The organism is Paenibacillus sp. sg306046, from assembly GCF_059821225.1.
The window spans coordinates 194,327-216,759 of the sequence record NZ_JCAMRT010000002.1 but is presented as its reverse complement, the minus strand read 5'-3'; the positions used below and the strand labels follow the sequence as shown (position 1 = coordinate 216,759).

Annotated in this window: 17 protein-coding genes; 1 reads left to right on the top strand and 16 read right to left on the bottom strand. The window is 57.3% G+C overall.

The window, feature by feature from the left end; all coding sequences use genetic code 11:
- Window positions 1-77: 77 nt before the first annotated feature.
- The 5 genes from AC6ROY_RS02920 to AC6ROY_RS02900 all read right to left on the bottom strand — a co-directional run bounded on the left by AC6ROY_RS02920 (window position 78) and on the right by AC6ROY_RS02900 (window position 6,589).
- Window positions 78-1,763: a methyl-accepting chemotaxis protein gene (locus tag AC6ROY_RS02920; RefSeq protein WP_500098480.1), complete on the bottom strand. Its 1,686-nt coding sequence runs from the start codon at window positions 1,761-1,763 to the stop codon at window positions 78-80.
- 301 nt (window positions 1,764-2,064) lie between these two features.
- On the bottom strand, window positions 2,065-3,150 hold the full coding sequence (locus AC6ROY_RS02915) for a Gfo/Idh/MocA family protein (protein WP_500098479.1): 1,086 nt from the start codon (window positions 3,148-3,150) through the stop codon (window positions 2,065-2,067).
- Between the two features lie 13 nt (window positions 3,151-3,163).
- Window positions 3,164-4,120 (bottom strand): helix-turn-helix domain-containing protein, encoded by a 957-nt coding sequence (locus AC6ROY_RS02910; protein ID WP_500098478.1) that lies wholly within the window; start codon window positions 4,118-4,120, stop codon window positions 3,164-3,166.
- 61 nt (window positions 4,121-4,181) lie between these two features.
- On the bottom strand, window positions 4,182-5,222 hold the full coding sequence (locus AC6ROY_RS02905; RefSeq protein ID WP_500098477.1) for a Gfo/Idh/MocA family protein: 1,041 nt from the start codon (window positions 5,220-5,222) through the stop codon (window positions 4,182-4,184).
- 80 nt (window positions 5,223-5,302) lie between these two features.
- Window positions 5,303-6,589: a DRTGG domain-containing protein gene (locus AC6ROY_RS02900; protein ID WP_500098650.1), complete on the bottom strand. Its 1,287-nt coding sequence runs from the start codon at window positions 6,587-6,589 to the stop codon at window positions 5,303-5,305.
- A gap of 223 nt (window positions 6,590-6,812) precedes the next feature.
- On the opposite strand from AC6ROY_RS02900, the gene coaA reads away from it, so the two are divergent.
- Window positions 6,813-7,733 carry a type I pantothenate kinase gene (gene coaA, locus AC6ROY_RS02895; protein ID WP_500098475.1) on the top strand — a complete coding sequence of 307 codons (921 nt, stop codon included), beginning with the start codon at window positions 6,813-6,815 and terminating at the stop codon, window positions 7,731-7,733.
- Window positions 7,734-7,842: 109 nt separating this feature from the next.
- On the opposite strand, the gene AC6ROY_RS02890 is transcribed toward coaA, so the two are convergent.
- The 11 genes from AC6ROY_RS02890 to xylB form a co-directional block, all read right to left on the bottom strand.
- Window positions 7,843-8,469 carry an FMN-dependent NADH-azoreductase gene (locus AC6ROY_RS02890; protein WP_500098473.1) on the bottom strand — a complete coding sequence of 209 codons (627 nt, stop codon included), beginning with the start codon at window positions 8,467-8,469 and terminating at the stop codon, window positions 7,843-7,845.
- Between the two features lie 333 nt (window positions 8,470-8,802).
- Entirely contained in the window at window positions 8,803-9,813 is a 1,011-nt protein-coding gene (gene mglC, locus AC6ROY_RS02885) for a galactose/methyl galactoside ABC transporter permease MglC (protein ID WP_500098472.1), read from the bottom strand.
- A gap of 19 nt (window positions 9,814-9,832) precedes the next feature.
- Window positions 9,833-11,350 carry a sugar ABC transporter ATP-binding protein gene (locus tag AC6ROY_RS02880; RefSeq protein ID WP_500098471.1) on the bottom strand — a complete coding sequence of 506 codons (1,518 nt, stop codon included), beginning with the start codon at window positions 11,348-11,350 and terminating at the stop codon, window positions 9,833-9,835.
- A 237-nt stretch (window positions 11,351-11,587) separates the two neighbouring features.
- Entirely contained in the window at window positions 11,588-12,682 is a 1,095-nt protein-coding gene (locus AC6ROY_RS02875) for a galactose ABC transporter substrate-binding protein (RefSeq protein WP_500098470.1), read from the bottom strand.
- Window positions 12,683-13,509: 827 nt separating this feature from the next.
- Complete coding sequence (locus AC6ROY_RS02870; RefSeq protein WP_500098469.1) at window positions 13,510-14,505, bottom strand: substrate-binding domain-containing protein; 996 nt, start codon at window positions 14,503-14,505, stop codon at window positions 13,510-13,512.
- Entirely contained in the window at window positions 14,502-16,391 is a 1,890-nt protein-coding gene (locus AC6ROY_RS02865) for a cache domain-containing sensor histidine kinase (protein WP_500098468.1), read from the bottom strand. Before AC6ROY_RS02865 ends, AC6ROY_RS02870 begins: the two co-directional genes overlap by 4 nt.
- Window positions 16,388-18,034 carry a response regulator gene (locus AC6ROY_RS02860; RefSeq protein WP_500098467.1) on the bottom strand — a complete coding sequence of 549 codons (1,647 nt, stop codon included), beginning with the start codon at window positions 18,032-18,034 and terminating at the stop codon, window positions 16,388-16,390. Before AC6ROY_RS02860 ends, AC6ROY_RS02865 begins: the two co-directional genes overlap by 4 nt.
- A gap of 203 nt (window positions 18,035-18,237) precedes the next feature.
- Window positions 18,238-18,954: a PIG-L deacetylase family protein gene (locus tag AC6ROY_RS02855; RefSeq protein WP_500098466.1), complete on the bottom strand. Its 717-nt coding sequence runs from the start codon at window positions 18,952-18,954 to the stop codon at window positions 18,238-18,240.
- On the bottom strand, window positions 18,944-19,900 hold the full coding sequence (locus AC6ROY_RS02850) for an alpha/beta hydrolase family protein (protein WP_500098465.1): 957 nt from the start codon (window positions 19,898-19,900) through the stop codon (window positions 18,944-18,946). Before AC6ROY_RS02850 ends, AC6ROY_RS02855 begins: the two co-directional genes overlap by 11 nt.
- 210 nt (window positions 19,901-20,110) lie before the next feature.
- Window positions 20,111-20,440 carry a hypothetical protein gene (locus AC6ROY_RS02845; RefSeq protein WP_500098464.1) on the bottom strand — a complete coding sequence of 110 codons (330 nt, stop codon included), beginning with the start codon at window positions 20,438-20,440 and terminating at the stop codon, window positions 20,111-20,113.
- A gap of 484 nt (window positions 20,441-20,924) precedes the next feature.
- Window positions 20,925-22,415 (bottom strand): xylulokinase, encoded by a 1,491-nt coding sequence (xylB, locus tag AC6ROY_RS02840; RefSeq protein WP_500098463.1) that lies wholly within the window; start codon window positions 22,413-22,415, stop codon window positions 20,925-20,927.
- Window positions 22,416-22,433: the final 18 nt, after the last annotated feature.

The window sequence follows — 22,433 nt, the reverse complement described above, 5'->3', positions numbered from 1 at the left end:
TCCGCAGCTTTGCGCCTCACGTACGGCCGCTTCCCCGACAAATGCGCTCAGCCCTCGCCTCATCCTGCTATGCCATCCTACTCCGTCGTAAAGGTCTGCACGTTCTGCCGCAGCGTCTGGGCCAGCTCGCTCAGGCCGGAGGCGGACAACGCAATCTGCTCCATCATCAGCAGCTGCTCATCCGCAGCCTCCGCCGCCTGGCGGGTCTGGTCCGAAATGCCGCGCGAGATCCGGGACACTTCTTCTACAGCCGCCAGCACCTGCTCGGAGCCCGCCGACACCTGCTGCGAGGCAGCAGACACCTCCTGAATTTGATCAACTGCGCTGCGCATGGCCGTCCGAATTTCCGCAAACGCCTCGCCCGCCGCCGAAACCGCCTGACTGCCCGACTGCACCTCCTGCACGCTGACCTCGACCGCGCCAACGATTTTCCCGGTGCTTTCGCTGATCAACCGGATAAGTTCCGCCACCTGACCTGCCGATTCCTTCGTCTGGGCGGCCAGCTTTTTAACCTCCTCGGCGACAACCGCGAAGCCTTTGCCATGCTCGCCCGCCCGCGCCGCTTCAATCGAAGCGTTAAGCGCCAGCAGGTTCGTTTGCTGGGAAATATCAGTGATCAGCTTGACGATCTGCCCGATCTGCCGCGAATGAAGGTCCAGCTCGGCCGCCTCGCCCGCTGCGCTCCGCACCGTCTCCAGCATGCCGTCCATCCGTCCGATCGTCAGCTGCAGCGCGGCATGTCCTTCGTCGACACGGCCCATGGTTCGGCCGGCGATGTCGGCGACATCAGCCGATGACTCGGCAATCCGCTGCAGGCCGATCGCCATCTCCTGCATCGCCGTCGCGCATTCGTCAGCGCTGACCGCCTGCGCTCCGCTCCCCTCGGCAATCGTGCGGATCGCGCTGGCCATCTCGCCCACAGCTTGCGCCGATTCCGCAGAATGAATCGTCAGCTCCGTCGAGCTGGATGCCGTATGCTGGACCGAATCGTGAATTTGCCGGATCAGCCCTTGCAGCGCCCCGCCCATGCGGCCAAATGAAACCGCCAGCTCGCCCAGCTCATCCCGGTTGCTGACCTGTACCTCCGTCGTTCGCAGATCACCTGCGGCAATCCGCTTCGCTGCCTGCGACAAGGCGGCAATCGGTCTGGACAAATGACGGGCAATGTAGGTGCCCAGCACGCCTGATACAAGGATGGACAGCAGCATAGTCAACATCAGCAGCGCATTCGCTCCCTGCACGACCTTGTTGTTCAGCGCCATGCCTTCATCCAGCAGCCGCTGCTGCTCAGCGGACAGCTCCTGCGCGGCCTCCGCAATTTTCACGCCAATCGGGAACGTATTTTGCGTCGCGATATTTTCAGCCTGCCGCAGCGTTGAAGCCGCCATCACCGTTTGCGCCAGCTCCAGATAATTCGCGTTTTGGTCAGCCAGCTCCGTCAATTGATCCTTGACCGTCTGATGCTGCGCCAGCTCCTGCGCCCGGCCGATAACTTCCCCGGCTGCCTGATTCGCCGCAAGCGCCTTCGTCTTGATCGACTCGCCGCCCAACAACAAATATTCCTTCAGGTGATTGTTTTGCTCAATGGCGTGTACCTGAACCTCCTTCATTACAATCAGCAAAGCTGCCTGCCGGCCGATCAAATCATCATAAGAACGTACGACCCGGCTCAGCGAGCTGTACCCGATCACACCCGACACCAGCAGAAATACGAGAATCATGCCGAAGCCGCCATACAGCTTTCTACCTATGGTTAATTTCATCGTAAACGATCCCCCTACATTCTGTGCTTGTCATGGTCATCTGCTTCATTCAGCCGGCCCTGTTTTTCAGACAGACAGGCATGTTGAACGAATCCTTAGCATGTCAGACTAGCTGACACATGACTTATGAACTACGTCTAATCATAGCGGATCCCGGGAAAAATGCAACAAAAAATACCCATTTATTTCATGAAAACGCAATCAGCTCCGACGACCTAAGTCGCGGAGCTGATCGCAGCAAGCTATTGTTTTGACAAGCGGTTAATCCTTCCTGTTCATCAAGGCTGGGAGCCACGTCGTCCTACACGTCCAGATATACGGCCTTGCCCGTACGCGAGGATTCGTAGATCGCTTCGAGAATCAGCGACACGACATACGCCTGCTGCGGCGTCACAACCGGCTCGGTGTCGGTGTCGATCGCCTCAATCCAGCGTCTCATTTCCAGGTCGGCGTCCTTCTCCGCCTTGCCGTCGTAGAACGCCACGCCGCCGCTTTTCAGCTCAACCTCGCTGGTAAACAGCCGGCTGTGCTTCTCCCCGTTGATGCGCAGGCCGCCCTTCATGTCCGCGCCGCCCTCGGTGCCGCACAGCGTACATTTCGCTTCATCAACCTCCAGCGTGTTAAGCGCCCAGCTCGATTCCAGCACAATGCTGGCGCCATCCTCCATCACAATCATGCCGAACGCCGAATCCTCGACCGTAAACTTGGCCGGGTCCCATGGCCCCCAGGCGTTGGCGGCATTTTCGTTTTGGCTGAGCTTGTGGTACGCCGTGCCCAGCACGACCTTCGGCTTGTAATTGTCCATCATCCACAAGGTCAAATCCAGCGCATGGGTGCCGATGTCAATCAGCGGCCCGCCGCCCTGCTTTTCCTCATCCAGAAATACGCCCCACGTCGGCACGGCCCGTCTGCGGATCGCATGCGCCTTGGCGTAATAAATGTCGCCCAGCTCACCGGCCGCGCACAGCTTTTTCAAATGCTGGCTGTCCGGGCGGAACCGGTTGTTGTAGCCAATCGTCAGCTTGTTGCCGGTTCGCTCAGCCGCCTCCACCATCCGCTTCGCGTCCGCTGCCGTCTTCGCCATCGGCTTCTCGCACATGACGTGCTTGCCCGCTTCCAGCGCGGCGATGGCGATATCGGCATGAGAGTCGTTTGGCGTACACACATGTACGATCTCAATCGAACCGTCCTTCAGCAGCTCGCGGTAGTCGGTATACACGGCTGCGCCGTCCGCGCCATACTTCTCGGCGGCCTGACGGGCGCGTTCCTCGACGATATCGCAGAAGGCCACCATTTGAATGTTCGGCAGCTTGCTCAAGCTTGGCATATGCTTGCCATTGGCAATTCCGCCGCAGCCAATCAGCGCAATTCGATAAATACGGGACATAGTCGTGTCCTCCTCACAGGATTAAAGGTATAGGGGATGCCGGGTGACGTCCGCGATATTGGGACGGCGTCATGCCAAACCGTTTGCGGAACACCGCGTGCAAGTAACTTCCATTCGCAAAGCCTTCCAGCGTCGCAATTTTCTCGACCGGCAGCTCGGTTTCATCAAGCCTGCGGCAAACCGCCTCCAGCCGGATGTCCTCGACAATGCTGCGAAACGAGCTGTCCGGGTGATACGCCTTCAGAATGCGCTGCAGCTGGCGCGAGCTGATATGGAGCTTGTCGGCGACATCCTCCAGCGTCAACGGACACGCATAGTTGGCGCGTATATATTGCAGCGCGAAGCGGTAGCGGCTCGCATTGACATCACGCTCCGGCAGCTCCAGCGACAGCTTGCTGTCATCATAGGCGCGCACGGTGCGCAGCAAAATTTGTACGATACATTGCTTGATCGTCGTATACGAACCCGAATAATTGTCGCAGCAGGCGCGATAAGCATCGAGAAAGCACGGCATCGCGCAGTGCAAATCCATCGTCGGCGCCAGCGGAAGCGCTTGCAGCTTGCCTATGCAGTCTGCGGCCTCGGCGATTTCCCAGCGGTCCAGCCCAGCCTCCTGGCCGCCTCCGACGCCTGCTCCCCGATCGACAATATCGACGTGCAGGCACAGCTCCTCCATCGAATCGGCCGTATGCGCCTCCTGAAAATGCACGACGCCCGGTCCCGTCACATACATCATGCCCGGCCGCAGCTCATGCGTGCGGTCGCTCATAATCACTTTGCCTGCGCCGCTCGGAATAAAATGAAACTCAAACTCCGCGTGCTTGTGGAAGCTGACCGTTTTGCCCGGCGCAAACGAAGTGAGATGGAAGCGGAGCACGCGAAGCTCATAATGGCCCCAGCGAATCCGCAAATCCAGCCGCTCCAGCGCGTCCTGGCGCTCCAGCATGACTTCATAAGGAGATGAATTCATCGGACTCCCTCCACTTTCAGACTGATGCCGCATGGGCTCTGGCAGCCGCAGCCGCCCCGCACTAGCGGGCCAGCTCCTCCAGCCGTACCGCGCGGCGCTCGCGGGCCGAACGGTTCGACGCTTCCATCAGCGCCGTCAATTCCATCGCTACCCGGATATTTTCCTCGGCAACCGTATCGTTTGCGATGTGCCCGACCCATTGGTCGAATGCGCTCTCCCGGCGCTCCGGCAGCGGAACCTCATGCCACTGATCGGCCAGCGCCCCGTCCGGCTGCTTTGTCCGCAGCAGCAGCTTGTTATCCGGCGTGCCGTACAGCAGCGTGCCAAGCGTGCCGTGTACTTCAAGCGTAAACGGCGAGAAGCTGTTCACGAAGCCGGCCTCGACGATGCCGACCGCGCCCGATTTCGTGGACAACACGGATACGGCGTTATCCTCGACTTCTTTGCCTGTGATATAGCCGTAATGCGCCGTCACGTCAACCGGCTCCTCGCCGAGCAGCAATCGCGTCAAATACATCGGATGGCAGCCGAGATCAATCAGCGCGCCGCCAAGGCAATCCTCCAGGCTGTAGAAATGCGGCGGCAGCCAGTCCTTGATCGCGCCGTCGTGCGACAGTCTCGCACGGACGAGCGTAAGCTGACCGAGCGCCTGCTCGGCGAGCAGCTCGCGGATTTTCAACGTGTAGCCTTCGTTCAAGCGCGGCAGCGAGACCGTCAGCTTGACCCCGTTAGCTTCCACTGCGTCGATAATTTCCTGGGCTTCGCGCACCGTCGGCGCGATCACCTTTTCCGTAAAAATATGCTTCCCCGCCTGCGCGGCGGCTACCATCACCTCGCGGTGCAGCCGGGTCGGAGCGTCCACGATGACCGCATCAATATCCGAAGCGAGCAATTCCTCCAGCGATGCGTAAAACGGAACGCCTTGCTTCTCGGCAGCTTGCTTGCCGCGTTCAGCGTTCTCATCCCATACGCCTGTAATTTCCGTATCCGGGCGCTGCTGCGCCTGCTTCGTGTAATCCCAGGCATGCACATGCCAGTAGCTGATTTTCCCAATGCGCAATCCCAAGTCAGCTCTCTCCTTCAGTCTATAAATTTGAGACATCCTGGGATTAATGTAACATAGTTTTATCGTTATTTTTAGTGTAAATTAGCGACATTTGCTATATAAAAATACGACACGAGTCAGTCGATCAGACGAGCCGTAAACATGGACTTGGCCATGCGCACGCCGTTTAATTGCAGCTCCACCTCGATCTTGCTGAAGCGGCGGCTCATCTCGATAATGCTGGGCTTTACCTCGACGACGCTGTCCAGCGGAATCGGCATCAGGAAATAATTCGACGAGCTGTCCAAAATAAGATCGCCCCGCCGATGCTCCTTCACCGTCCGCAGCGCCGCCTGATTCATCAGGGCAGTCAGCACACTTTCCGAGGCCATGCCGACATGGTTGGTCATCTGTGCCGTAATCGTACCGCGAAACAGCAGCGTGCCGTCCTTGCCGCGAATTTTTTCAAAGCCCGCCCAGATCAGATCCTCGAACGATTCGCCATATTGCGGCTGTGTCTGCACAAACTGCATCGCCTTGAGCACATCGCTGCGGCTGATGACACCCAGCATCTTCTTCTGCTCATTGACAACCGGCAGCATCTGAATCCCCTCCCACACCATCAGATGGCTGGCGGAAGCAACCGAGGTCTGCACCGGCACCGTCAACGGCCCTCGCCTCATATGCCGCTCCACCGGATCGGAGGGCTGCGCGCCCAGCACGTCATTCGTCGTCAAAATGCCGATCGGCCGATGATGATCATCGACCACCGGATAACGCGTATGTCCGGTCCGCGCGATCAGCTCCTGCATCGCCTGCACCGTGTCTGTCGCCTTCAATGAATAAACCGGCGTATCCGTCCGGATAATGTCCTGCACCAGAATAATTTTTTTCTTGATCATCCGGTCGTGAATGGCGCGGTTAATGAGCGTCGCAACCGTAAAGGTGTCATAGCTGCTGCTGATCACCGGCAGCTCCAGCCGGTCGGCTACCTCGCGAGTTTCCGCCGAGGCCTGGAAGCCGCCCGTAATGAGCACCCCGGCTCCTTGCTCAAGCGCATACAGATGCGCCTGGCTGCGATTGCCGACAATGAGCAGATTGCCAGGCTCCACATAACGCATCATCGCCTCCAGCTGCATCGCGCCGATAACGAATTTATTCAACGCCTTGTGCAAGCCTGCCGCGCCGCCCAGCGTCACGCCGTCCACGATATGCACGACCTCGTCGAAGGTCAGCCGATCGAATTGCCGGCGTTCGCGGGACTCGACCCGCACAGTCCCCGTCCGTTCCTTCGTGCTGACAAGCCCTTCGGCCTCCGCTTCCTTAATGGCCCGGTAAGCCGTGCCCTCACTGACCTCCAGCGCCTGGGCGATTTTACGCACCGAGATGCGCGCCCCTATGCTGAGCCTTTCAATATAGCGCATGATTTGCTCATGCTTGGTCACCAATTCCTGCGGCCGGTCGTTCACCAGTCGTTCACCTCATGCTTTACGGTTTAACTGCCAACATGCTCTCATGCTTTCATCTTAGCGCACCCGCACAGAAAAAGCATCTTGCACAGCGGGAAAGCGTTTGCGATGTCTTGTTTTTTACGAAAGTTGTGCTAATATTTGAAAATACGACATTGAGCGCGAGGTAGACGGCATTATGGACCCCTATTCCCTTTATTTTGAAATGAACCGCGCCGACTGGGCGGAGCTGCGCAACAGCTCGACTACGTCGATCAGCCGCGAGGAATTTGACCGCCGCAAAGGCTTCCACGACCGCATTTCGTTTCAGGAGGTCGAAGATATTTATTTGCCGCTGTCGCGATTTATTCATCTGCAGGCCACGGCCGCACGGCAGCTTCATGAAGCATCCGCCACCTTCCTGCAGCACAAGCGGCAGAAGGTGCCGTTTGTCATCGGCATCGCAGGCAGCGTCGCTGTCGGTAAAAGCACCACGGCACGTCTGCTGCAGGCGCTGCTCGCCCGGGAGCCATGGCGGCCGCAGGTTGATCTCATTACAACCGACGGCTTCCTGTTCCCCAACCGGGTGCTGGAGCAGCGCGGGCTGATGAAACGAAAAGGCTTTCCGGAAAGCTACGATACGAAAAAGCTGCTGCAATGCATCCGCGACATCAAAGCAGGCAGACCGGATATCGTGGCGCCGGTTTATTCCCACTTGTCCTACGACATCGTTGACGGCGAAGCCCAACTGGTCCACAGCCCGGATATTTTGATTGTGGAAGGGATCAACGTTCTGCAGGTGACGAAGGACGCCAAAGTGTTCGTCAGCGACTTCTTTGATTTTTCCATCTATGTCGATGCCGACGAGCGCGATATCGAACGGTGGTATGTCGAGCGGTTTCTTATGCTGCGCGATACGGCGTTCCGCAATCCGGAGTCGTATTTCCACCGCTATGCCAGTCTGAGCGAAGAGGAAGCCGTCCAGACTGCAACCGGCATCTGGCAGGAAATTAACGCGCTGAATTTGCGCGAAAACATCCGCCCGACCAAAGGACGCGCCAAGCTCATTCTCCGCAAAGGCCCCGACCATGCGATTGAGCGGCTGTTCGTCCGCAAGTGAACGGAATCGGGCCGCCGTGCGCAAGCGCCACCGGCCGGACGACCAAAAGCCTGCACCCGAATCGGGGCAGGCTTTTGGAGCGCAATACGCGATGAAAGGAATAACGAGATTAGAACGTGCGGGCTGCAACTGTTGCTTGCTCGATGCCGTCGGCAACGATTTGCTCAGCGCGATCCGGGAATTGGTTGTGGCCTTCAATGATGATTTTCGTAATATCGGTAACACCCCAGAAGCCGAGGATGTTTGTCAGCAAATTAACGGACATTTCCGCAGCTGCCGCCGGACCTTCGGAGTAAACGCCGCCTCTGGCGTTCAGCAGGGCAACCTTTTTGCCGGTAACGAGGCCAACTGGTCCTTCCGCTGTGTAACCGAACGTTTTGCCGGCTTGCGACAGGTAGTCGATGTACGTATGCAGAACAGCCGGAAGCGTGAAGTTCCATAGCGGGAAGCTGAATACAACTTTGTCAGCCGCCAGGAATTGCTCCAGGTAGCGGGAAGCTGTGTCATAGGCTGTTTGCTCAGCAGCCGTCAGCTCAAAGCCGCGAGGAGCCTTGAAAATTCCTGTAATCATATCCGTATCCAGATAAGGGAGCGTTTCTGCGAACAAGTCCAGCTCAATTACCGTATCTTCAGGATGCGCAGCTTTGTAGCTCGCCAGAAAAGCTTCATGCAGCTTCACCGTAGTTGCTTGCTCAACAGGACGATTGTTAGCTTTGACAAATAAAACAGTAGACATGTACAGTTCCTCTTCTCATAAAATAGTATTTACTTACTAAAAGTTCGTAAACTTTTATATATAATAAATATCATTATGAAAATCGTTTGTCAATCTTTTTCTGGATCAAGGGCAAGGCGAGCGGCTCCAGACTGATGACCAATCGTTCACGAACGCATCGCCCCGCTTAACGCATTAACCTCTCCCATTCGTTCGGCTGCTCAGCCCCTCGCTATAAATCGCAAACAGCGAAGCCCCTTCCCCGCTCTGACCGCCGGGCCGGACACTTCGCTGTTGACATGTGATACTGTTTGTTCCATCCGATCCGACGACCTTCTTGCTCCTGACCAGCGGCTACTTCTTCGCCAGATATTTACGAATATCAAAGGCGACAGCGGCGACAATAATCAGCCCCTTAATAATAAGCTGCCAATACGGGCTGACGCCGATGAAGGTCAAGCCGTAGTTGATGACGCCGAAAATAAGCACGCCGGCCAGCACGCCCGGCACGGTTCCGATGCCGCCCGCCGTCGATACGCCGCCGACCACGCAAGCCGCTATGGCATCCAGCTCGTACATGTTGCCGTAATTATTCGTCGCTCCGCCTGTACGCGCCGCCTCCAGCACGCCGCCCAGCCCGTACAAGGCGCCCGCGATCGCATAAATATAGATCAAATTGCGCGCGACGGGAATGCCGGACACGGTTGCTGCCTGAACGTTGCCGCCGATGGCGTACATGTTTTTACCGAGCCGGGTTTTATTGAAAATTACCCACACGATCAGCGATACAACCACGGCAATCACTACGATATATGGCACTGAATACGGTCCGTTCGGTCCAAAGAACCCCGATCCAAGGTTAGTGAAATCCTCGCGCAGACCGGCGATCGGCTGGGATTCATTGGGCTTCATATCGAAATAAATCGAGTTCACCCCGTATACGATCACCATCGTACCCAGCGTGGCAATAAATGGAGGAACATGGAGCCTCGCTACGACCCAGCCGTTAATCAACCCGACGACTAGCCCGGCGACGATGCCCAGCACAATCGGCAGCCCGACCCACAGCTCCGGCAAATCCGGGAAAAACCGCCGCGGGTAGTCGCTGATTTGCAGCATGGATGCGGACAGAACGGCAGACAAGCCAACGACGCGGCCTGAGGACAGGTCCGTCCCTCCCGTAATCAAAATAAACGCTGCGCCCAGGGCGATGATCGCCCGCGTTGAATTTTGCAGCAATATATCGCGCAGAATGCCGATGTCCAGAAAACGCGGGTCCTTCAGCGCAATGCCCGCGATCAGCAAAATCAACACGATATAGATCGCGTTCTGCGTCACGAAGCCGGACAGCCTCTTTGTATTCATCTTCTTCCTCCTCCTGTCGTCAGCCCAGATGCTTGGCAGCCAGGCGCATAATTTCTTCCTCCGTCGCGTCCTTGCGGTCGAGAATACCGGACAAGCGACCGTCCGACATGACCAGAATGCGGTCCGACATCCCAAGCAGCTCCGGCATTTCGGAAGAAATCATAATGATGCTTTTTCCTTGCCCGGCCAGCTCGGCGATAATGGAATAAATTTCAAACTTCGCTCCGACATCAATACCGCGTGTCGGCTCATCCAGCAATAAAATATCCGGCTCGGTCAGCAGCCAGCGGGCCAGCAGCACCTTTTGCTGATTGCCGCCGGACAAGTTTTTGATCGGAGTGCCGATCGTCGGTGTTTTGACGCGCAGACGCTCCACGTTTTGCTCCGTTTCCTTGCCGGCCTTCCGGTCATTCATCAGCTGCAGCTTGTTCAAATACCGGTCCAGATTGGCGATAATCGTATTTTCCTTGATGCTGAGCACGGGGAAAATGCCGGTTACCCGCCGCTCCTCCGTCAGCAGCGCCAGCTTGTGGCGCTTCGCGTCAAGCGGCGTGCGAATACGCACCCGCTTGCCCCGGAGCTTGATTTCTCCGGAAGCGATAGCGCGCAAGCCGAAGATCGCTTCGATCAGCTCTGTCCGCTGCGCGCCGACAAGCCCTCCGATGCCCAGCACCTCGCCTTCCCGCAGATCAAAATGAATGTCGCGGAACGACCGCGGCGAAGGCGAGGTTAATCCTTGCACCTGCATCAGCACCGGACCGGGCCGGCTGTTACGGGCCGGGAACCGCTCCTTGAGGTCGCGGCCGACCATCCGCGTAATAATCAGCTCCGTCGTCAGCCCGGACGCAGGCCAGGTGCCGACCAGCTTTCCATCCCGCATAATCGTCACCTCGTCCGAGATGCGCAAAATTTCCTCCATTTTGTGCGAAATATAAATGATCGCCACGCCGCTCGCTCGCAGCTGCCGAATAATCCTGAACAACGCCTCCACCTCATTGCCTGTCAAGGAAGAAGTCGGCTCATCCATCACAATGACTCTGGATTGAAACGACACCGCCTTGGCGATTTCCAGCGACTGAATATTGGAGACGGACAAACTGCGTACAATCGCCTTCGGATCAAGCTCCATGTTCAGCTCGCGGAACAGCTTGACCGTCTTGTCCAGCATACGGCGATGGTCGATGAATTTAAACGGACCAAGCCCTCTCTCCGGAAAGCGGCCCAGCCAAATATTTTCCATCACACTGCGGAACGGCACCGGATGCAGCTCCTGGTGAATCATCGACACCCCGAGATTAAGCGCATCCTTGGAGCTGTTAATCTCAACCTTGCTGCCCTCCAGCAAAATCTCCCCGCCGTCCGGCTTGTAAATGCCGAACAGGCATTTCATCAACGTGGACTTGCCTGCACCGTTTTCGCCCATTAGCGCATGCACCGAGCCGGGGCGCACCTTCAGGCTGACTCCGTCCAGCGCCTTCACACCAGGGAATAACTTCGTTATTCCCCGCATTTCCAATATATAGGGAGCTTCACTCATATCCGACTGTACCTCCTTTCGAACAATTCAGGACCCTTTGCACACTATCAGCCTGATCCGACTGTCTGCACGGTCCGACTGAGCCGATCCGGGATACGCATCCAGCCCCCCTGACTCCGCCTGTCCGCCGTCGCCGAACAGCCCGGCTAAGAAAAAGCCGGGTTGGTATCGGTTACGTTTCTCCGCGTCCTGCTGCTTGCTACGTATGCTTTACGTATTGCGTTTGAGCGATTCTTCTTACTTCGCGTCGTTCATATTGCTTTTCGTAATTTTTTTGTACGGTACCCAGACGTACTTGCCGTCTGTAATGTCATAGCCGGCATTATCCTTGGACGGAACTTGCCCGGAAGCAAGCACGTGCGCAAGCTGAAGCGTCGCTTTACCCTGATTTTTTGCATCGTTCAGCACTGTGCCGAGCAGCGTTCCGTCCTCCAGCGCCTTCAGCGCCGGCGCCGTCGCGTCTACACCGACAACCGGCATATATTTGCCGTCCTTGAAATATCCTTTCGCCTTCAAGGCTTCAATTGCGCCTAGCGCCATATCGTCGTTGTTTGCAAAGACGGCTTCGATTTTATCACCCTGCGATGCCAGGAACGCCGCCATTTTTTCCTGTCCCTTCACGCGGTCCCACATCGCCGTATCCTCGGCCAGCTTCTCAACCTTAATCCCCGCGTCCTCAACTGCCTTGACTGAAAACTTCGTCCGCAGCTCTGCATCCTGATGGCCCGGCTCTCCCTTGAGCATGACGTATTGGAGGGTGCCGTCCTTGTTTTTATCCGCCTCCGGATGCGCCTTGAAATAATCGACGACCAGTTGGCCGGACATCGTGCCCGATTGCTCAGCCTTCGCGCCTACATAGTACACCTTATCCCACTTCTTCATATCGTCCGCCAGCGGCTCGCGGTTCAGAAACACAATCGGGATACCCGCACCCTTCGCTTTATCAATCATGACGCCAGCCGCCGTCCGATCAACCGGATTAACGGCAAGCGCATTCACCTTTTTCGTAATAAACAGGTCCACCTTGTCATTTTGGGTCGGCTGCGAGTTTTGGCTGTCCACAATCTCCACCTTGGCCTTGCCTTCCGCTGCTGTCGTAATCGCGTTGCGCACGCCCGTCATAAACGTATCATCGAACTTATAGATCGCCACTCCGATCGTCGGCTGCTTCGCCGCCCCCGCGGTGCTGCCGCTGCTTGCCCCTGTTGTCGCCCCGCCGCTGCTGCCCGTGCTTCCCGTGCCGCCGCCTGCCGTCGGCGCCTGATTGCCACAGCCTGCGGCCGTTGCCGCCAGCAACGTTGCCATGATCAAGGAAACTGCTTTTTTGTTCATTTCAAGACCTCCATTTTTCGTGTAGTTTCGGAGAACCACCGCTTGCTTACAATACCCATTATGTGGGTTTTGCCGGTTCATGCCCATGCAATATCCTCATCTGTTGTATCGAAATTCTCCTGTCTTTATTTCCACGTACGATCAACAGCATCAGACAAAGCCCGCTCCCCCGAGGCCGGGAAACGGGCTTATGCCATCGACTGAATGAAGCCTTGCAGGAATTGCTTAAGCTGATGCAGATGCAGCCAACCACAGTAACTCCATCAACGGATGTCCTTTTGATATCTAAACGCCGGATTATACTCTCCCTTACTTGCCGTTATGTGTCTAAGTGCGGGGCTACACCCTCCCTTACTTGCCGTTATGTGTCCGAAAACCTGGCTACATCCACTTTAACCTGCCGTCATGTGCTGAACGCCGAGCCGCCCTCGCACTAAACCAACCGCTATGTCTCTTAACTTCCGGCGACTGTCCCCTTGTCACCCATTTGTACACCTGGGGAAGACATATGTCTTTTAAAGGGTGGACATTCCCCTCCCTCTCTATCCCGCTGCCCAACTGTCCATATATAGGAGCTGATACAACTTAACCTACTAAATATGGAATTCCAGCTCGCTCACTTGCTTGTGATCAAAACGTATGTGCTTGTCCACCTTTTAAAAGACAAATCCCTGTAAAAGTCCTCTCTCTGAGGACACGCTTTGACCCGCCTAAATGCCAAGCTTAACCTGGGGTAATTTACAAACACAAGCTATATTCCGATGCATGATTCCGATGGCATGATTACGTGACGCCGCAACAGCCTGTGCGTCCGCTCCTGTACACCGTTATTTGACGAACGGAAACAGCAGCTTCTGATTGTCCGACCAGAACATATTGCGCTGGTCGATGACCGTGGACCCTGTATCGGTACGCAAGGACGGCTTTCCACCCCGCAGCAGCTCCACGGCAGCCTTGACGCCGAGATATCCGATGCTGAACGGATTTTGTGCAACGGTTGCCTGAATGACGCCTTCCTGCAAATAGTCCATGTCCTCCTGCTCAATGTCGAAGGCCACCGCCTTCACCCGCTCTTGGACCTGAAGCCGATCGATTTCTTCCGCCATGCCGCCCGACGCAGCGGCATGCAGCGCGACCAAACCCGCAACCGGCTCCTTCTGGGCCAGCAGCCGGCTCGTCTGCGTTACGCACAGCTGCCGATCCGCAGCACAGTACAGCGTCCCGACCACCTTGATGGCCGGATATTCCACAAGCGCGGCCCGTACGCCCCGCTCGCGTTCCGCGTCCCCAGGCTCGTCCGGCTGGGAGCCGAGCAGACCGGCACGGCCTTGGCCATTCATCAGCTCGGCCAGCTTGCGGCCTGCTTTCCGACCGGCCTCATACGGGTCGCTGCCGATAAAAACCTGAACATGCGGCGACTTCAGCTCCGCGTCCAGCGCTACAACCGGCATCCCGGCAGCCGCAGCCAGCTTGGCGGCGTCCGCAGCCGCCCGGCTGTCGCTGACAGCAACAACGAGCGCATCGCGCTTATAATAAACCGCCTCCTCCATCCGTTGCACCTGCTCACTCACCTGTGCCTCGCTAGCGGGCGGGTCGGCGATCAGCTCCACATTAAACTCCTTGGCGGCTTCTTCCGCCCCATTGTGTACCGCCTTCCAGAAATCGCTGCCGCCCGATTTCAGCACGAGCGCTACCTGCCGCTTGATCCCGGCTTTATGCGGCTGCGCGTCGGCTGCACCAGAGCTTGTGCCGGAGCTGCAGGCGGCAAGCAGCGCACTCGCCAGCAGCAAAGCGGCCGCAACTGCGCAGGGCCGTCTGCTCATATTTCCTTCGCCTCCTCAGCCAGAACATAAGGAATCCACACCGTCACCGTCGTTCCGGCTTCCAGCTCGCTGTCCAATTCCAGCCCATACGCCACGCCAAATTGCAGCCGCACCCGCTCATGAACGTTCCGCAGCCCGACACCGGACCCTGTATCACTCCGCACGGTCCCAGCTCCCTGCCCGCCTTCCGCTTCTCCTGCACGCTGCCCGCCATACACAGCTTCCGCCTTCTGCCCGCCAAGCGCAATACCCGCCTGCAGCCCGGCGCGCAGCTCGCTCAGCCGATCCGGCGACATGCCCGGACCGTTATCCTGCACCTCCAGCCGGATCAGGCTGCCGACGCGCTGCACGCGGATATCAATCCGGCCTTCATCCACCAGCAGCTCCATCCCATGGTAGATGGCATTTTCCACAAGCGGCTGAAGAATCAGCTTGAGCGTAACGCAGCCCAGCACCTGCTCCTCGGCGCTCACCGTGAAGTCGAATTTGCGCTTGTAGCGCATTTTCTGAATGATAAGGTAATGCTTCACATGCTCCAGCTCGTCCTGCACCGTAATGAGCCGCTTGCCCTTGCTCAGACTGATCCGGAAAAACCGCGACAGCGACGTAATCATCGTAATAACCTCCTCGCCCTTGCCGCTGCCCGCCAGACGTACGACCGAGTTTAACGTATTGTACAGAAAATGCGGATTAATTTGTGCCTGAAGCACCTCCAGCTCCCCCTTCCGCTTCGTCTCCTGCTCGGCGATGCTTTGCTCCATCAGCTCGCGGATACGCGCCACCATCAGGTTGAACCGGCGCGCCAGCCGCCCCACCTCATCATCGCCCCGCACCTCCAGATGGATATCAAAGTCCCCTTGCTCTACCTTGCGCATCGACCGCTCCAACCGCTTGATCGGCAAGGAAATTCGCGCAGACATAAACGCCGAAATCAGCAGCACAAACAGAATGACAAATACGAGCAGCCATGCAAGAAAGCCGCCTATCTCCCTTCGTGTCGTCAGCAATTCATCCATATAGGACACGCCGATGACCTTCCAGCCGATATTTTGTACTGTTTTGATCGTCACCAGCCGCCGATCCCCGTTGGGCGCGTCCACGTAGCTGCCGTACGTATATTTCAATGCCTGCTCGACATTTTCATATTTCAAGCCCGCGTAAATCAACTGCTGCTGGGGATGGTACACAATATTGCCCGCCGACTCGTCGATAATGTAGACATATCCCTTCTGTCCAAGGCTAACCCGGCGCAGCAAATCATCAATCGTCTTAAAATTCACATCCATCAGCAGCACCGCCTGCTCCTTGCCGTCCGGGCCGTCCAGCGTAATGCCCTTGCTCATCGACACCACCCAGCGGTACGGACCCTTATACAAATTTTGCACATGGGGCAGCGAAAAGGACAGGTGATTCGGGCTTTCCAGCGCGCTGCGAAACCAGCTCTGCTCCGTGACGCGTGCATTGCCCCGCAGCTCGGCGGCCGGAAGCCCGGTAAGCTGCCTGCCCTGTTCGTCAAACAGCGCCATCGACACGATATCGCTGCGCGACTCCAGCAAGGTCCGCAGCTGCTCCAGCAGCAAGCTTTCAGGCAATCCGCCGCTCCGGCGCACCCGGGCATCGACAGCGGCAAACACTTGAGCCGTATTTTGCAAATACATCTCCAGATTGTAGGTCACCTGCTCGACGATTTGTCCGTTGCCCAGAAAAGCATTCTGCTCCGCCGTGCGGGAAAACTTGTCATACAGCATGCCGCTGACGACCAAAATCGCCGCTACCGTAATCAGCACAAAGGAAGCGGTTAATATAAACTGAAGGCTGCGCCCCCGCCACGACTCGGCAAGCCGCTGGCGCAGCCGACGCCCCAGCCGTTGCCGTCCACCGCTCATAGACCGTGGCCTCGGGCCGCGCTGCGGTATTCCTTCGGCGACACCCCGACCGCTTTGCGGAAGCTGAAGCTGAAATAATTCGGCTCCGTGTAGCCGACGCGCTCCGCAATTTCAAATGCCTTCAGCTCCGTCGTAAGCAGCAGCTCCTTCGCCGCCTCCATGCGGACATTCAGCAGAAATGCGCCAAACGTCAGCTTTGTTTCCTTTTTGAAAATGCTGCTGAAATACCCCGCGCTAATATGCAGCTCACGGCATATTTTGCTGATCGACAGATCGCTTTCCGCATAATGCTTGAGCGTGTACGCCTTCGCCTGCTCCGCAAGCGACTGGTTCGCATGCTGACGGCCGGAAGCGATGCCTTGCGCCAGCCTGAGACATAAGCCGACAATCCAGCTCTTCGCTTCGTGCAGCTCCTTGCAGCTGTTCAACTCCGCCAGCGGGGCGAAGTCCGGTCCGAAAATCGCCTCCAGCTCACCCTGCGTATCCTTGGCCGTCTTCAATATAACCGTCATAATTTCCATAATGTACACCTGGTAATCCTTCACCGATACCCCCGGATCAGCTGCGCCTGCAAACAAGGCAGCCACCGTCTCCTCCAGCTCCTGCGCCGTCCCGACCTTCAGGCAGCGGACCAGCGCTTGCTCCTTCAGCTCATCGAAGCGCAGCTTCTCGGCAAACCGCGTCTCCACATCACTGATGCAAATGACCCGATTGCCGCCAAGAATAAGCCGGTAATCCAGCGCCAGCACTGCGTCCCGGTACGCATGCGACAAGTCCGTCACCTCGCCGTAGCTCGTACTGACGCCAATTGTCACCGTCATTTTCAAATACTTTTCGATGCTGAGCCGAATTTCCTCCAGCGCATTCAGCAGCCGCTGCCAGCCCCCGGCGAAAGGCGGCTGTTTATGCAGCCCGGCGACCACCAGCAGGCCTTGATGCAAAAACACAAGCCCCAGCTCCTGGCGGCTGACAATTTCTTCAGCAACATTTAATGCAGCAAACGCTTTCAATTGTTCATTGCCCGAATACCGCAGCGACTCGAAAGCAAGCTCGTCAGGAGCCAATTCACCCGGCTTGTCAATGCAAATCGCCGCCACCGTATAGGCAGCTGCCTGCAGGTCCAGCTGGTAGTGCGCGCATTGCTCCGCGATTTGTTTGCCCGACAGCTTGCGCGTCACCAGCGAGGCGAGAAATACTTCGCGCAGCACCGGCAAGCTTTGACGGTAATAATCCTGCAGCATCTGCACATCCTTGCGGCGGGCCGTCTCTTCATCCAATTGAGCCTTCACCTTCCGTAAAGCGGCGCTCAGCTCCGCCGCCGAAAACGGCTTGAGCACATATTCATCAATTTGCAGCCGGATCGCCTGCTGCGCGTATTCAAATTCATCATGTCCGGTCAAAATCATAATCCGGGTGGCCGGGTGATGCTCGCGTACCCATTCCGCCAGCTGCAGTCCATCCATAAACGGCATCCGGATGTCGGTCATCACCACGTCAGGAGCCCAGCGTTCAATCAGCTCTAGCGCATCCTTGCCGTTTTCCGCCGTATCCTGCACGGCAAAACCGTGATCAGCCCAGTTAATTTCATCCAGCATACCTAGCCGGACGTCTTCCTCGTCCTCGACGATAATCAGCTTGTACATGCTCTGCCTCCCTTGCCGCATTGCGGAACTTTGATCCTACTGTACCAGAAGCCGCCGAAAAATTCTCCCACTTTTTTCACCATCGGCCAAATGGACACAAAGAAAAGCAAAGCGACAGCTCTTGGATGGACACCAACTGTCGCTCTGCTTTTACGTAGCGTACTTGTGTTTCTAGGGATAAGCTATTGTGTCCACACCTAATTCTATTTCCCGCCGCGTTCCGGCAGCCCGTCCAGCAGCCAGCCCGCTTGCGAAACAGGCCAATCCTCCCCGTCCTGCCACGCCAGCGCAAACGCTTCGTATCGCCGTTCCTCCGGCAGCACGTCGCTCAGCGGGCCGAAAAATCGCTCGACGGCCAGCCGCTGCGACTCATGCGCGGCCAGCGCGGCGGCTTTCACCGGCCAATACGGCTCCGTATCCAGCCGCAACGCGGGCTGGCGGCCCTGCTCAGTCAGCACAGCCGATTGCACTACATACAGTCTGCTGACCGTATGCGCCTGACCGCTGCGTACCGCCTCCGTCGCCATTTGCGAGATCGCGATATGATCCGGGTGGAAATTGCCGCCGTCCGCCGGAAAAGTGACCACCGCCTGCGCCCGATGCCGGTTCAGAAACTCAGCCACCCGTTGCATGAAGCGTTCTGCTTCCATCCGGTTTAACTGCCCGTCCGGGTAACCGAGATGCTCCACAGCCGCCAGCCCCAGCAGCCCGGCCGCCCGCTCCATTTCCTTCTCCCGCCGCGCTCCCAGCTCGGCGGCCGTTTCATGGGCGTAGGCGCCGTTTTTATGACCGGCATCGCCGCGCGTCGCCAGCAGCAGCACCGGCGCCTCCCCTTCATCGGCCAGCTTGCGGCTCAGCGCGGCAGCCAGATACGTTTCATCATCCGGATGAGCAAAAACGAAAGCTACTTTAGCGGCCATCGCCGTCCGTCTCCCTTCCCCCATTGCCCGCACAGCTATTCAAAAAACGAAGCGTGGCCAGCAGCGCGGCTTCCAGCTCAGGCGTTGTCCCCTGAAAAGGATGAACAGCGCCAAAGGTATGATTTCCTCGCGCGATGGTAACAATCGCCGCTGCATGACGCGGACTCGCCTGCCGCAGCGCCTCGAACCCGGCCTTCAGCCGCGGGGAATCGTGATCGCCCTGTACTTGCAGAACCGGAACCTGAAGCTCGTCCAGTCGGAGGGGGATCGCATAACGATCGCCTTGCTGCTCGAGGTCTTCATAAAATACTGCGCGAATCGGCATCTGCTGCTTCGTCCGCGCATTCGGCACATAAGCGACGCCATCCCGGACGAGCTGCGCCTTGAACTCCGCGTCGAATAAATCCGGGTTGGCAATGCCGTTCCAGGTTGTAACTGAACTGACCCGGGCATCTTCCGCCGCCGCCAAAATACTGTTGCCTCCGCCACGGCTATGACCAAGCAGATGCAGCTGCTCCAGGTCCGCATGCTCCGCCAAAGGCAAAAGACCCGCTCGCAAAGCCTTCATAACAAGCGCCAGGTCAGCCTGCTCCCGCGAGTAGGTATTGACTGCAAATTTATCCAATTCATCGAAATCCGTCTCGCCAACCCCGTTGCAGGAAAAATTAAAGGTAACCGTGTAAAACCCGGCGGCCGCAAACCGTTCCGCAGCATAAGGGAAAAAGCCCCAGTCCTTGAAGCCCTTAAAGCCATGGCTCATCAGAAGCACCGGCCGCCGCCGAATCGTGGAAGCCGGCTCCGTTTCCTCTCGACGATCCGGCGATGCTGCATGCTGTAACCCGATTCGCACCTCACCCCGCACAAACAGCGGCGTTCCATCGTCCAAAGCTCCCGCCTCCAGCACAAATGGCTCCCGTATCACTTGTAATGCTTCGGATTGCGTCATATCGCTCACGTCCTCTCCTTCGTTTGAGATGCTTCATCGTCGCGCAGCTCAGCTGCAGCTTGCCAATCCTGTTTTTCAGCATACCATAATTAAGCAAAACACAAAAAACCGAACACGCCGCTTCCCCAAAAGTCGGCACATCCGCTTTTTTCAATTAATCCGAGTTGAATAATAAAATTAATACAATATCATAGATCAAATAAAAAATATTTACTTTATTGTAAGTATATAGTAATCTTGTACATGAAGCAACGATGATGAGCATGATGTCCGAAGCCAAGCAATCCGCCATGTAATTTCCTTAACGGCAGAGCAGTCCCCTGTATGCTCAGGCTTTTGCAGCAAGGTTTGAGCAAATTCACGCCATAGCTCACGCTCGACCGCGTGGCGCACATGAATGGCGATCAGATGCTGCTCGTGGCGAAGCGTATGCATGATTTGGGCTTGCCATTCCGTATCGCCTAGCGACCCGGCAAAATTATACAAATCCAGATAATCGTTTACCCACGATTGGATGAGGTTTTGTTTGAAATCAGCCATAACCGGACCTTCTTTCGTTTGTCATTCTTGTGGCTTACAGGCCCATGTCTATATACCGAGAATTATACTAGGATTAATAAGTTTTGCAACTATTTTTTATAATATCAGCATGTATCAGCTTTGAGCGAAGCTCAAGCATGCTGATATTGCAAGAAAAGCTACCGCTAAAACACGGATGTATCTTCATCGCAAGTGCTTCGATCCGAAGCTTTTCTTAACCTACCTCTGAAACGCGGTCGCTCATCCTTGAAAGGCCTCGATAGAGGTTTTCTTACAAATGCTGCTATGACCCGCTATACGGCATACAGTGATTCGCCTGGAGTAACAGGCAGCCAACGTCCAGCTTCTGACAGGCATGCAAAAAAAGCCTTTGGGGGCTATCCCCAAAGGCTCATTTCAACTTACGGCCTATCCTCGCTTTCAGCAGAAAGCATCACAGCTTCCTTAGCCCTCTGGCTTTGCTGCTCCGATCCAGCGGCTTTGCCTAGCGGAACGCGTGCAGCTTGTGATTCAGCTCGCGTGTGCTCGCATACACCTCACGGTACAGCTGAAACAGCTCGCGGTAAACGGCCACCCGCTCCGCTTGCGGCGCAAACGTCCGCTCCCGGCGGACAAACGAGGCCGCGCATTCCCGCAGGCTCGTGAACCAGCCGGAGCCAACCGCCGCCAGCATCGCTGCGCCAAGCGCCGGTCCCTGCTCATTTTCCAGACAAACAACGTTTGCGTCGAAAATGTCCGCCTGCAGCTGGAGCCACAGCTCGCTTTTGGCCCCGCCGCCGATGGATACGACCGTATCGACGGTTACGCCAGCTTCCCGCAGACGCTCTACGGATTCCTGCAGCGAGAAGGTGATCCCTTCCAGCACGGCGCGGGTCAGGTGCTCGCGGCGATGCGAGCCGTCCAGCCCGATGAAGCTGCCGCGAATGGCGGAATCCGCATGCGGCGTCCGTTCGCCGACGAGATATGGCGTAAACAGCAGCCCGCCTGCGCCCGGCGGCACCTCAGCCGCCGCAGCTACAAACGCGTCGAACGACTCGCCCTCCGCGATCGTTTTTTTCAGCCAGTCGAGGCTGTAGCCCGCCGCCAGCGTAACGCCCATCGCGTAATACGTATCCGGCTGCGCATGGTTGAAGAAATGCAGCTTGCCGCCAAAGTCGCGGTCCTGCTCCTCATACGACAGCAGCACGCCGGACGTGCCGATGCTGGACATCGCCGCCCCAGGCTCCACGATCCCGGCTCCGACCGCACCGCACGCATTGTCTGCGCCGCCGCCGAACACACGTGTCGTCTCCGCCAGCCCCGAACGTTCGGCAAAAGCAGGCTGGACCGTCCCGGTCAGCTCCAGTGAGCCGACGAGCGGCAAGCACAGCTTGCGATTCAAGCCAAACGCCTCGCAAATATCGTCGCTCCAGCGCGCGCCCGTCACATCCAGCAGCAGCGTGCCGGCAGCATCGCTCAGCTCCATATGCAGGTTGCCGGTAATCCGGTAGCGCAAATAGTCCTTCGGCAGCAGAAACGCGGCCGCACGCTCCAGCAGCTCCGGCTCATGCTCCTGCACCCACAGCAGCTTGGGCAGCGTGAAGCCTTCCAGCGCCGCATTTTTCGTAATCGTCAGCAGCCGGTCGCCAAGCGTCGCCTCGATCCGGCGGCACTGCGCGGTTGTCCGCGTATCATTCCACAGGATCGCCGGTCGCAGGACGCGGCCTTCGGCATCGAGCAGCACCAGCCCGTGCATTTGACCGGAAAAGCTGATGCCCGAAATATTTGCCGCCGCGACGCCGGACTGCTCCAGCAGCGCACGCAGCGCTTCAATCGTCTGCTCCACCCACTGCTCCGGGTCCTGCTCGCTATACCCGGCCTGCGGCTGCAGCAGCGGATAGGAACGGGAAGCTTCTCCGCACAGCTCTCCTTGCTTGTTGACCAGCAGCGCCTTGACCGAACCGGTCCCCAGATCAATGCCAATTACATAACTCATCGCGGACAGCCCTCCCGG